12 protein-coding genes are annotated in these 12,184 nt (G+C 68.9%); 2 read left to right on the forward strand and 10 right to left on the reverse strand.

The genetic code is table 11. From position 1 onward, the window contains the following. Positions 1–11: 11 nt before the first annotated feature. From manA to BAY61_RS26425, 5 genes are all read right to left on the reverse strand, one after another. Positions 12–1,253, reverse strand: coding sequence for a mannose-6-phosphate isomerase, class I (manA, locus tag BAY61_RS26405; protein WP_091809480.1), 1,242 nt, complete (start codon positions 1,251–1,253; stop codon positions 12–14). A 69-nt stretch (positions 1,254–1,322) separates the two neighbouring features. Further along, complete coding sequence (locus tag BAY61_RS26410; RefSeq protein WP_091809313.1) at positions 1,323–2,414, reverse strand: hypothetical protein; 1,092 nt, start codon at positions 2,412–2,414, stop codon at positions 1,323–1,325. After that, entirely contained in the window at positions 2,404–2,658 is a 255-nt protein-coding gene (locus BAY61_RS26415; RefSeq protein WP_091809311.1) for a Trm112 family protein, read from the reverse strand. Before BAY61_RS26415 ends, BAY61_RS26410 begins: the two co-directional genes overlap by 11 nt. 18 nt (positions 2,659–2,676) lie before the next feature. Continuing rightward, on the reverse strand, positions 2,677–4,068 hold the full coding sequence (locus tag BAY61_RS26420) for a phosphomannomutase/phosphoglucomutase (RefSeq protein ID WP_091809309.1): 1,392 nt from the start codon (positions 4,066–4,068) through the stop codon (positions 2,677–2,679). Positions 4,069–4,184: 116 nt separating this feature from the next. Next, positions 4,185–4,541, reverse strand: coding sequence for a DUF3499 domain-containing protein (locus BAY61_RS26425; protein ID WP_091809308.1), 357 nt, complete (start codon positions 4,539–4,541; stop codon positions 4,185–4,187). 90 nt (positions 4,542–4,631) lie between these two features. On the opposite strand from BAY61_RS26425, the gene BAY61_RS26430 reads away from it, so the two are divergent. Next, on the forward strand, positions 4,632–5,093 hold the full coding sequence (locus tag BAY61_RS26430) for a metallopeptidase family protein (protein WP_091809306.1): 462 nt from the start codon (positions 4,632–4,634) through the stop codon (positions 5,091–5,093). Here BAY61_RS26430 and BAY61_RS26435 read toward each other — a convergent pair. Together BAY61_RS26435 and BAY61_RS26440 are read right to left on the reverse strand one after the other, a co-directional pair. Beyond that, entirely contained in the window at positions 5,077–8,481 is a 3,405-nt protein-coding gene (locus BAY61_RS26435) for a glycosyltransferase family 2 protein (protein ID WP_091809305.1), read from the reverse strand. The genes BAY61_RS26430 and BAY61_RS26435 overlap by 17 nt on opposite strands. Positions 8,482–8,557: 76 nt before the next feature. Further along, positions 8,558–8,842, reverse strand: coding sequence for a WhiB family transcriptional regulator (locus BAY61_RS26440; RefSeq protein WP_420848862.1), 285 nt, complete (start codon positions 8,840–8,842; stop codon positions 8,558–8,560). A gap of 433 nt (positions 8,843–9,275) precedes the next feature. Here BAY61_RS26440 and BAY61_RS26445 point away from each other — a divergent pair, with 433 nt between their 5' ends. Next, positions 9,276–10,049 (forward strand): site-2 protease family protein, encoded by a 774-nt coding sequence (locus BAY61_RS26445; RefSeq protein ID WP_091809304.1) that lies wholly within the window; start codon positions 9,276–9,278, stop codon positions 10,047–10,049. On the opposite strand, the gene BAY61_RS26450 is transcribed toward BAY61_RS26445, so the two are convergent. The 3 genes from BAY61_RS26450 to mshB are packed head-to-tail and all read right to left on the reverse strand — an operon-like array spanning position 10,030 to position 12,055. Next, positions 10,030–10,824 carry a hypothetical protein gene (locus tag BAY61_RS26450; RefSeq protein WP_091809302.1) on the reverse strand — a complete coding sequence of 265 codons (795 nt, stop codon included), beginning with the start codon at positions 10,822–10,824 and terminating at the stop codon, positions 10,030–10,032. The genes BAY61_RS26445 and BAY61_RS26450 overlap by 20 nt on opposite strands. A gap of 2 nt (positions 10,825–10,826) precedes the next feature. Further along, entirely contained in the window at positions 10,827–11,252 is a 426-nt protein-coding gene (locus tag BAY61_RS26455; protein WP_091809300.1) for a hypothetical protein, read from the reverse strand. Then, positions 11,246–12,055: an N-acetyl-1-D-myo-inositol-2-amino-2-deoxy-alpha-D-glucopyranoside deacetylase gene (mshB, locus tag BAY61_RS26460; RefSeq protein ID WP_176879856.1), complete on the reverse strand. Its 810-nt coding sequence runs from the start codon at positions 12,053–12,055 to the stop codon at positions 11,246–11,248. Before mshB ends, BAY61_RS26455 begins: the two co-directional genes overlap by 7 nt. Positions 12,056–12,184 lie beyond the last annotated feature (129 nt).

A 12,184-nucleotide genomic window follows, 5' to 3' on the forward strand; every position in this document is an offset into this window, starting at 1 on the left:
AGTAAGTGGCGTTAAAGATGCGCCTTGGCAGAACAGGTGCCAGCAGTTGCCCTGAACAGGTGAGCAGGCTCGGCACCGACGGAGCGCACCCGGATGGCCGGATCGGATGCGGGCAGCCACACCGAGTCACCCTTGGGCAGTTCGACCTTGGAGCCGTCCTCGGCGCACAGCAACAACTCGCCCGCCGTGCACAGCAGGATCTCCGGACCATCGCCGTCGAGGACGACCTCGGCGTTGTCGCCGCCTGCCCACTCGACCCGCGACAGCTCGAACTCGGGGGCGTCGGTGCGGTAGACGGCGAACCCCGATTCCGGCTCTCCGCACAGCACGGGCATGTCGGCGGAGCTGAAATCCACGACGCGCAGCAACTCGGGAACGTCGACGTGTTTCGGGGTCAGCCCGCACCGCAGGATGTTGTCCGAGTTGGCAAGGATCTCCACGGCCGTGCCGTGCAGGTAGAGGTGCAGGTTTCCGGCGGGAAGGTAGATCGCCTCGCCCGCGCTGAGCGTGAGCCGGTTGAGTAGCAACGCGGCGAGGACACCCGCGTCACGGGGGTGGGTCTCGCCGAGGCCGAGCACCGTACGGCACTCGGTGTCGAACTCGCCGTGCTCCTTGACGTGCAGTACGCACGCGTCGAGGACCGCGGGCAGCAGGTCGTCGAGCGCGGCCTGCGGCAGGGTGATCCAGGTGGTGAACAGTGCCCGCAGTCCGGCGGCGTCCGGTTGCGCAGCGAGCAGTTCGGTGTACTTGGTGAGCCCGGGGGTGTCGATGGCCCTGAGCAGTTCGACGGTGCGATGCGGATCCCTGAATCCCGCGAGCGCGTGAAACTCGGTCAGCGCGCACACCAGCTCTGGCTTCGCGGTGGGGTCGGGGTAGTTGCGGTGGTGGGCGTCCCTCGGGATGCCTGCCCTCTCCTCCCGCTCGTAGCCTTCGGCTGCCTGCGCCGCCGAAGGGTGCGCCTGCATCGAGAGTGGTTCCTCGACCGCGAGGATCTTGAGCAGGAACGGCAGTTTGCCGCCCCACTGGTCCGCACAGCGGGTGCCGAGCTGGCTCACCGGGTCGGTGGCGACGATGTCGATCAGGCTCCGCTCGGTGCCATCGGGACCCACGACCCTTGACGGGTCCCCCGGATGAGCACCCATCCACAGCTCCGCCTCTGGATGCGGGGAGGGAACCGGCCGCCCTAACAGCTCCGGAATCGTGGTTCTGGAGCCCCACGCATACGGCCGCACGGCATTGCGTAGCAGTTCCACCGTCAACTCCACTCCTCGCCGGCCGCGTCGAGCGCCGGCCGGTATCTCTCGTTACTGGCCGCCTCACGCCTAAACGCCGGCAGGCGCGAAATGGCCAGTTCCCCCAATGGTCCCAGCCGCGAGTCCCAGGTAGACCGCCGAGAGCTCGAACCGCAATGCGAGAACCGCGGCCCTGCCCGCGTCGTCGGCTTCGATCTCGTCGGCTGGAGCGATCAGGTCGGCGGAGGGCAACAGTTCGTTCGCCCTGTACCGCGCTCCGTCCGCGGCCGGTCCGGTCCGGACGGCGAGCAAAAGCACCCTCGGTGGCGATGCTTCCGCAGAGAAATCGTCGGGATCGGCGAAGATGTTGCGCTCGGTCACGCTGCGTGCAGCCGCGTGATGCAGAGCGGGACGAGCCATCGCCTGCCGGTAGTCGGCCGCGTCGCACACGATCGCGGCATGTGCGCCGAGCGCGTACGCGGCGTGCTGGCCGACGGCGATCGCCGGATTGTCGAGTCCCCACAGCAGCGGAGTGTGGTCGGCCATCCGCAGCGCGAGCGCCTTCGCCGGGTTCACGAACGATTCGTGCGCCGGATGGCACCGTTCGGCCTCGCCATCCAGGAGGTCTGGCAGCGATTCGACGTCGGCGACCAGCAGCCCCAGCGCGTTCGCGGTCAGCAGACCCGCGCTGAGCGCCCTCGCGAAGGACAGCTCCGGCGGCACGAGCACCCTCGGGGCGATGAGCACGCCCCTGCCCGCGATGGCGGAGGCGACCGGCCCTTCCCGCGGTCCCGACAGCACCACCGTCGCGCCGTAGCGGGCCGCTCGCTCCAACGCTGCGGCGAGATCGGCGTCGTAGGGGTCGTCGGTGTGCGCGAGCACGACGTCGAGCGCCCCGATCCAGCCGGGTACGGTCTCGGCGACGACGACGGGAACCGGGCACGAGTGCGCGAGCAGCGCGTTCAACAGCAAGACCGCGCTACGGCTGACCCCGGGACGCACGACGAGCACGACCGCCCTCGGCCTTCCCACGTCGAGCCGGTCGGCGAGACCCAGTTCAGCGCATGCCTCGATGGTCGCCCGTACCTGCGCGCCCGCCATCGCGGCGGCACGAAGCAACCCCGCGCCGTCGGTGTCGGTGAGCCGCGCGGTGTCGTCGAGGAGGCTGTCGTCAAGCGCCATCGGAACCGGGGTCGTCACGGGTCTCCCGCTCGCCCTTCACGGCGCGCGCGGGGACCGTCGGGGCGCTCGCCTCGTCGAGCAACAGCACCGGGATGCCGTCCTTGACGGGAAAGACCCTGCCGCAGGACGTGCACGTGAGCGCGTCGGCATCGGGGTCGCCAGGCGATCCTGGGGTGAGCGGAGCGTGGTCCTGCGAAGGACACGCGAGGATCTCCAGCAGCTGTGCATCAAGGGTGACGGCCATAATTCCTACTTACCACGCTTATCCGCGGACGATCGCCAGTACTTCGTCGGTGAGTGCCTTCACGGCCGCCTCGTCGACGGCCTCGACGTTGAGCCGCAGCAGCGGCTCCGTGTTCGACGCCCGCAGATTGAACCAGCCCTGCTCACCGAGATCCACCGTCAACCCGTCCAGCTCGTCGACGGAGGCGCTTTCGCGGCCACCGAACGCCTGCCGCACGGCACGCACTCGATCGGCCTGGTCGGCCACCGTCGAGTTGATCTCGCCCGACGCGGCGTACCTGCTGTACGCGGAAGTCAACGCGGAAAGGGTGCCGTCCTGCTCACCGAGCGCGGCCAGCACGTGCAGCGCGGCCAGCATGCCGGTGTCAGCACGCCAGAAGTCACGGAAATAATAGTGCGCCGAGTGCTCGCCACCGAAAATCGCGCCGGTCTCGGCCATCTTGGCCTTGATGAACGAGTGTCCGACCCTTGTCCTGACCGGTTGCCCGCCGTTTTCGGACACGATCTCGGGAACGGCCTTCGAGGTGATCAGGTTGTGGATCACCGTGCCGCCGGGTTCCTTCGCCAGTTCGCGGACCGCGACGAGCGCGGTGACGGCGCTCGGTGGCACCGCGTCCCCGTTCTCGTCGACGACGAAGCACCGGTCGGCGTCGCCGTCGAAGGCGAGCCCGACGTCGGCACCCACCTCACGCACCTTGGCCTGAAGGTCGACGAGGTTGGCCGGATCGAGCGGATTCGCCTCGTGATTGGGGAAAGTCCCGTCGAGTTCGAAGTACATCGGCACGATCTCGACCGGAAGGCTCCTGCTCAGGCCACCGCCGCCCCGCGAGGGGTCGAGGTCGAAAACGGCGGGAACGGTGTGTCCTCCCATGCCGTTTCCCGCGTCGACGACGACCTTGAGCTGCCTGATCCCGGAAAGGTCGACGAGCGTGCGCAGGTGTGCCGCGTAGTCGGCGAGCACGTCCCGTTCGACGACCGTGCCCCGCTGGCCCGCGAACTCGGGAACGCCCTGTTCGACGGTGTCCTTGATCTCGGCGAGGCCGGAGTCCTGACCGACGGGGGCCGCGCCGGCCCTGCACAACTTGATGCCGTTGTACTTGGCCGGGTTGTGGCTCGCGGTGAACATGGCGCCGGGCATGCCGAGGCTGCCCGAGGCGAAATACAGCTCGTCGGTGCTGGCCAGCCCGATAAGGACGACGTCGAGCCCCTGCGAGGTGACTCCTTCGGCGAAGGCGGAAGCGAGCGAGGGCGAAGAATCCCGCATGTCGTGGCCGATCACGACGGAAGGCGAGTCCGGCTTGATCAACAGCGCGAACGCTGCGCCGAAGTCTCTGACAAGCTCGGCGTCGAGCTGTTCACCCACGACGCCACGGATGTCATAAGCCTTCACTATGGCCGACAGGTCTTGCACGCCCTCTCCCCGATCGTCCGATGGTGGCCCCAGGGGCCTCGGTACACCAGACGAAGCCTACCGACCATGGCCGACCCGGTTGCGAGATACGTGCCGATGGAGGGCTCTCGACCAGCTCAGGCGCGACCTGGCAGCACTCGCAGGTGGCCCCGCCTGCCCGATGTCCCCTCCTGGGGAGGTGGCGGTGGAGCAGGTCGGTCGGAGCGGCCTGCCTCCCTCACGGCCTCGGCGAGCGCGGTGAGCTCGTCGCTGGAAGGCTCGGGAGCGGCGAACTCACCCTCATGGCGGACGACTTCCCAGCCCCTCGGGACGGTGAGCCGCAGGGCGTGTGCCTCGCACAGGTCGTAGGAGTGCGGTTCGGATGCGGTGGCGAGCGGGCCGACAACAGCGGTGGAGTCGCTGTAGGCGTAAGTCAGCGTGGCGACGGCGGGCTCAAGGCAGCCCGTCCGTGAACACTTCCGCACGCTCGGCACGGTTGATCACGATAGCTGGTACCGGCGCTGCCACGCCGAAGACACACCGGTATGGCGCCTGACAGACCGCGTACCCTTCCCCACGTGGCGATGGCACGTGGTTCGCGGCAGCGGCAGCGCATGCGAAGGGACAGGCACGGCCGCGGTCTGCGCGGCCCGCTGTACCCCGCGACGCTGCCTGCCGCTTCGAGCCGCGCCGAGAAGTTCGACGCGCTCGTGCTCGACGCGCTCGAACCGATCGAGGCGCGGTGGCGGCACGAGCTGACCAAGCTCGACGTCGCCGTCGACGAGGTGCCCGAGGTGCGCGAGGACGTCCCCGCCTCCCAGGCCGAGGGGATTCTGCACGACGGCTCCGTACCGCTTTCCCGGCTGGTCCCCGCTGGTGTCGACCGCGCGGGCCTTCCGACGAGAGCCCGCATCGTGCTGTACCGGCGTCCGCTCGAAGCGCGCGCGAAGGATCCGGCCGAGCTCGCCGATCTCGTGCACGACGTGCTGGTGGAGCAGGTCGCGAGCTACCTCGGAGTCGAACCGGACATCATCGACGGCGAGTAGTAGTCCGCGCCCCGCCCCTGCCAGGGATGGCGGTGAGCACCGCGAACAACAGCGCCGCCACCTGCCCCAGCAGCAACACGTTGCGCAGGGTCGAAGGATATTCGACCTGCACGTCCGACTGGCTCGGCGGCACGGACACCGCGACCTGGTGTCCCCATGCAGGCACGATCGGCACCTCCTTGCCGTCGAGCGTCGCCCTCCAGCCCGGCTCGTACGCCGAAGCCAGCACGAGCAGCCTTCCGTCGGGGCCGTCAGACACCCTGACGTGCACGTCGGGGAGCTGGGCCTTCACGGCGGCGACCGAGTCACCGCTCATCAGGTCACCGCTCGGCGGCTCACCGCTCACCGCCCTTCGCGCCTGCTCGGGTGCCACCACGGTGACCTGACCCGTCGTCGCCGTGAGCCGGAGTACCGCGTTTCCCTCGCTCGTGGGTGGTGCCGGAGCGACGAGGTCGGGTGCGGCGGCACTCACCTCGGCGCCGTCCTCCCCGCCCGGCAGGACGACGAACAGCACCCCGGCCGCGGCCGCCGACGTCACCGCTTCCCGTGAACCCGCGAGCAGACCGTCACGCCATTGGGCGAGCCGCTCGTACGCGCCAGGGACGGGAGCGATCGCGTCATCGCCGAACAACGGCAACCTGCCGCCGCTCAAACTCACCTCGTCGGTGTCGTCGTCACCGAGCACCAGCACGCCACGCCCCGTGTCGGCCAGCTCTGCCGTGAGGGAAGGGGCAAGTCGCTCCCCGCCTCCTGCCCTCACCTGGCCCTCTCCTCGCGTGACCACTCCACCCGCCGCGAGCGCGACGAGCACCGCGACGCCGAGCACGACCCCTGCCCTTCCCGGCAAGCCGGGGAGAACCGGCTTCCCCGCGACGCCGAGCCCGAGCACCACGGCGAGCAGCCCCGCGCCGACGAGCAGCAACGGCACCCCCGCGAATCCGGTGGCCGCGGACCCGCCCGCGACCGGATGGACCTCGACGAGCAGGGTGGCGACGAGGGCGGCCACGCCGAGCCCGAACATGACGAGGCCGGGAACGAGCCTGCGCGACGGCCTGAGAATTCCGGCGACAAAGGCGACGAGAACCAGCACGACGCCGAGCGGCGGTACGCCGGGCCCACCGGGGTCCAGCCCAGCCAGCTCGGCGGCGGTCGGCGAAGCGGAGGGGCCCCCGATGCCGTGCAGCAGCAGTCCAGGGTCGGCGAGCAACGCGGGGAGCCAGGGAAGCAGCAGCGCAACCGGCAGCAACACGACGATCGCCAGCGCGAGGATCCCGCTCGTCGGTTTCGCCATCGGCATGACGACGAACCCGACGACGAGCACGAGCAACGCGAGCAGGGAAACCAGTGGCGCGAACGCGCCGGTCACCGCGAGCAACAGCGCGCAGAGCACGCTGCCGCTCAACCAGCGGGTGCCCGTACTCGTCAGCACGGAGACGACGCTCGCGATCAGCGCGGGCAGCAGGATGTGCACGACGACGACATCGAGCCTGCCCTGGGCCGCGGCGGCCGTCCCCGCGGGCAGCAACGCGTAGGCGGCGGCAACCCCGGCCCTCATCCAGCGATCGACCCGGAGCTTCCTCGTCGCCGCGTAGGCGACGAGCGCCGCGAGCGGAATCTGCCCGATCAGCAGGATCGCGACGAGCGCGGCAGGTCCCCCGAGCGGCGCGAACGGCGCGCCCGCGAGCCCGAGAACGGCGAGCGCGGCCGGTGCGGCACTCGCCGTTCCACCACTCACCGGGTGCCACGCGGCGAAGTAGGCCGACCACACCTCGCCGAGGTCTCCGACGGGAAGCAGGGCGCCGCCAGCGAGATCGAAGCCGAGCCGGCCACTGTTGACCAGCAGGCCCACCACGGCGAGCAGTACGGCAAGCACGACCGGCGGCGCGAGGACGGTGGCCGCGAGCATCCGCCGCCGGTCGACCTCGACGAAAACGAGATCTCTCCCGCGTGCGGCCGAAGGTCCTGGTGAAGGACGACGTGGCAGCACGACCGTCGCCGCTTCGCTTTCCTCGCCCGCGAGCGCGGCGCCACCAGCCACACCGCCGGGGTCGCCGCCGGTGTTCGCCAGGTCGCGCGCGCCATCGATTTCGGTTTCGGTGCGAGCCGGTCCTGGCAGGCTGACCGCGACCACGCCGGGTCGGCGCAGACCCGCGCCACGCGAACCGAGCGAGCGCAGCGCACCCGCTGGCAACGCGTCGGGGCCGACCGGCCGGGGCCTGCTGTCCCTTGCCTCAGGCGGAATCCAGGCCGACGTGTCCTCAGCGGCCTCAGGCAACCGACCCAGCGCCGCCTCGCTGGCCACGCGTTTGCGGACGAGCAGCAGCACTCCGTCCCGCACCGTCGCGCTCAGCCTGCTCCACCTGCTCGTGAGCAGCCCGCTGACGGCACCACCTCCGGAGCGCGCCGACCTCGCCTCCCGCAACCGGGCCGTCGAACCGAGCAGCCGACCGGCGGCGGTGAACTCCGCACGCGCCCGATTCCCGTTGCGCAGCAAGACGAAACCGATGCCACGCAGAACACAGAGGACGACCAGTCTCGGCAATCCGAGCACAAAGGACACGGCAGAGCAGTTCACGAGGAACGTCCGCAGTCCGTACTCGCGGTCGGCCGAGGCAACGGCGCCACCCGCGACCGCGTCGGCCGCGCGCTGTCCCGTACTGACGGCGCGGGCGTGTCTGAGCCTGGCCGCTGGCACACACAGCACGGTCTTCTCGCGCGCGTTGACCCGCCAGCCGAAATCGATGTCCTCGCGCAGCAACGCGATGCCGGTGTCGTAGCCGCCGAGTTCTTCCCACGCCTCGCGCAGAATGAGCGAACCCGCGCTCGGCACCGCCAGCACCTCGGTGCTCTGGCCGGAGCCGTCGGCACCCGACCAGCGCGGCGCGACGGGTTGCCGGTGCCCCGAGGCATCGGTCGAGATACCCGCCTCGACGATGAGCCTCGGATCCGACCAGTCGACCGCGAGCGGTCCAAGCACGGCAGCCGACGGCGCGGCTTCCGCCGTGCGCAACAACCCGTCGAGACAGTCCGGTTCGGGAGCGGAATCGTCGTGCAGCAACCAAATCCACTGACCTGGATCGCCCCACCGCTGGATCGCGGCCTCGACCGCGAAGGCGACGGCGGAAGCGAAACCGGTGTCGTGCTCGACGGTGATCACTCCGTCGAGCACTGGTTCGCCCGCGACACCACCGAACCGCGCGGCCTCGGCCAGCAACTCCGGTGTGCCGTCGGTCGAACCGGTGTCGACGGCGAGCACGTGCCGTGGCCGGATCGTGCTGCGCCGCAACGCCGAAAGCACCAAGGGCAACCATTCTTGCCCGTTGTGGCACACCAGGATTGCGAGAACCGGCGCCGTCGTTACCGACGGCGGCGTGGGCGTCCGGGGCAAGAACGTCTCCGTGCGTCGAAGGCGGTCAGGATGCGCTCACCCTACGACCCCGGCGACATGACCCCGGATCGCCTTGTCACACGGCGCGCTTTTTGAGCTTCCGTCGCTCCCGTTCCGAAAGCCCGCCCCAGATACCGAATCGCTCGTCATGAGCGAGGGCATACTCAAGGCAGTCGTCTTTGACGTCACATCCCTGGCAGATGCGCTTCGCTTCCCTTGTCGAGCCGCCCTTCTCGGGGAAGAACGCCTCAGGGTCGGTCTGCGCGCACAGCGCACGCTCCTGCCAGTCCTGCTCATCAGTCACGTCAAGCAGATCGGTCAGAACCCCCAGCTCCTCCTCCGGGTGTCCGCCCCAATCCATGACGTGCCCCCATTCCCTTCCACTTGTGTCCAACCGCACGTCCGCCTCCTCGCTCTCACGCACTCCCAGGCTGGCGGTGTTGAAAGCCATCTACTGCCCCCCTTACAGACAGCGAATGACATCAATGTGATTACACCTGTGTCGTGCGGCCAGGTCAAGCCAAGTCCCAACTTTGGGGGATACTTTGAGCGCCACACGCAAGCGGACACGCCGAGAAGATCCCCACTAGCTCATGCGGATCTGACGCCGTGAGCTATCGACCAAGAAGAACGAAGCCTTCACCGATCGTGGTGGCCTGGCAACACGAACCGCGACGCCGCGGCCCCCTCGCTGTCAGACGCGCGAGAGCCGCGAACGTTGACCTCGCGAGGAAAAGTCGGATAGGGCGGACCGGAAACACAACCCACCAACGAGTTAGGACACACTAGGCGCCGTGCACCGATCAGTCGTCCGACCAAGTCCGCTGTTCTACGCCATCCTCGCCATCACGATCGCGGGTGGCCTCATCGCCGCGTTCTTCGATCCGGTCACCCTTTCCGGTCGTGACGCCATGGGCACGCTGGGTGTCTTCGTGCTCGTACTCGGCGGCTGGGCACTGTCGCTGACTCTCCACGAGTTCGGGCACGCGATCGTCGCCTATCGCGGCGGCGATCACGAGGTGGCCGCCAAGGGCTATCTCACGATGGACATCCGCCGCTACACCGATCCCGTGCTCTCACTGGTGTTGCCGCTGCTGATCCTGGCCATCGGCGGTATTCCACTGCCAGGCGGCGCGGTGTGGATCAACCGATGGGCGCTGCGTTCCCGTTCGGTGTCCTCGTGGGTCTCGCTCGCGGGCCCGCTCAGCAACCTCACGATCGGGATCGCGCTGACGATCGTCGTCGGCTTCGTCGAGATGCCGATCGGCCTCGCCGTCGGCCTTTCCTACCTCGCCTCGCTACAGATTCTGGCTTTCGTCATCAACATCCTGCCGGTGCCGGGTCTCGACGGCTTCGGAGCGATCGAGCCGTACCTCTCTCCGCAGGCCCGCGAATTCGGCGCGAAGGCGCGGCCGTGGGCTCCGCTGGTGCTGTTCGCGCTCATCTTCGCGGTACCGCCCGTTGGACAGGCGTTGTGGGGCATCACGGACACGATCTTCGACGCGATCGGCGGCGACTCGCGGTTCGCCGAGGCCGGTCAGGCCGTCTTCATGTTCTGGCGTTACTGACGTTGGCGATAAACCAGATGTCGGCGCGCTTGGCGACTCGTTTGAGTCCGGAGCGCTCCCCGAAGTAGTTGCCGACCATCCCGACGATGGGAAGCATCCCGATGGCGTTGTGGTAGAAGCGGCCGCTCGGCCGCTTCTCCAGCTCGTCGGTGATGGCGAGCAGTGACCGGCCGATGCGCCACAGCGCGCGGCCGACGGCCTTGAGCGTGACCCTGCCGTGCTTCTTCTTCGAAGCGGCGATGTCCTCGGTGAGCCGTTCGGTCTCCTCGTCCTCTGCCGCCTTGTCGTGGCCCGTGTACTTACCGGCGGCGAGTCCGGGGTCGACCTCGCGGTCGAAGAGAACCCAGGCGAGCAACCGCACTCGCTCGCCGGTCTCGGTGACCCCTCGCTCACCCGCGATCGCGCACAGGAGCAGGCTTTGCGCGGCGGCACCGACGGTGTCCTGGATGGGCAGCCGGTCGGCCAGCGCGCCCCCGAGGCCGGGAACGGCGGTGATCAGCGCGGTGAACCTGCCGACCCTGTTGATCCACCACGCGGTGCGTTCGCGTTCGTCCATCCTGCCCCAGCCCTCGTTGCCGGGTACCTTGACGGACTTGAGGGCGCTGACGAGCTTGGCCTTGAAACCGGGCTCGGCCGACGCTCGCTGTTCTTCCCGCGCACCCGCGATGAGGCCGAAAGGATCGGCCTGCCGTAGCGCGTCGACCATCGGCCCGGTGGCCCGCACCAGCGGTCGCAGCACCGCGACGACCTGCTTGTCGGAAATCGGCTCCGCCACGGTTACCTCACTTTCGCGCTGACGGCTTCCTGCCGTGCCCGCTGAACGCGTACCCCTCCCCTGCCAAGCACGATCGCGGCGGGAAGAGCCCCACCGGCCAGCAACGCGAACGCGCGCCAGTCGGCGACGAGTACGAGGTCGCCGCCTGGGCCTTGCAGCCCGACGACGAACAACGTCAGCAGCCACGCGATCAGGGGTACCCCGGCCAGCCGCTTTCCGATCAGGGGTATCGCCAGTGCGACGAGCAGCGGCGTCGTCACGACGGCGATGAGGACGGAAATCGGGAACGGAACGTCACCGAGTTTCGGCAGCAGCACCCCGTCGAGCCGCAGCGGCAACAGAAACAATTCGAGTAAAGCCAGCAACACCGCGTCGAGAATCAGCACGGCGAGCAGCCCCCAGCGGGCCGGTCCCTTCGCCGTCACGATGTGAGTCCCCCGAAGATGTCCTCTTCCGCGCCCTCACCATTGCCGGCGGCCAGCACGAAGTACTCGGCTGAGGGAACCGGCTGTGCGATGTCGTTGGACAACGCGAAAGCTGGTTCGCGCACGTGGACCTGCGTCGCGTGCGCGCGCAGCGCGGCGAACTTGGCCGGAAGGCTCTCGGTGACGTCCACCGTGGTGGTGATGTGCTCGTCGGCGACGACGGGCAACTCGCCGTCGTCGGCGACCCGCCACGGCAGCCCCCTTTCCCGCCTGAGTTCGGCGAGCCCGCGAGCGGTCGCGTCGGAGGAGGCAACCGTGTGCAGCACCCTGCGCACGGAACGCGCCCTGCTCGTCGCGGCCATGGTGATCTCGTGTGCCCTGATGTGGTCCGGGTGTCCGTAGCCACCGAAGGCGTCGTAAGTGATCACCACTTCGGGGCGCAGCTCGTCGAGGACGGTGAGTAATTGTTCGGCCTGTTCCTCCCGCTCGCCGTTGACGAACGCTCGCGGATGCGCTGCCGAAGCCGTTCCGGCCATCCCGGAGTCCCGCCACCTGCCGATTCCACCGAGATAGCGGTGCCTCGTCCAGCCGAGCGCCGCGCCAGCCGCGGCGAGTTCACCGGCGCGATACCCGCCGAGCTGGTCGCCTGCCCACGCTCCGAGCTGGTCCAGCTCCGGAGGGATGATCTCTCCCTCCTCGCCGAGCGTGCAGGTCACGACCGTCACCGAGGCACCGGCGGCCGCGTACTTCGCGATGGTCCCTCCGGTCGTGATGGTTTCGTCGTCCGGGTGTGCGTGCACCAGCATTACCCTGCGCCCATCAACCGAGATCACGGCTTAAGATTAATTCGTTCGTCACGTCCACACGTCAGCGCGTCTCGACTATTCTCGCGCCCAACGTCACGACCACTGACCGTGGCACCCGTACCCCCCACG

The sequence above is a fragment of the Prauserella marina genome (genome assembly GCF_002240355.1).
Lineage (GTDB): Bacteria > Actinomycetota > Actinomycetes > Mycobacteriales > Pseudonocardiaceae > Prauserella_A > Prauserella_A marina.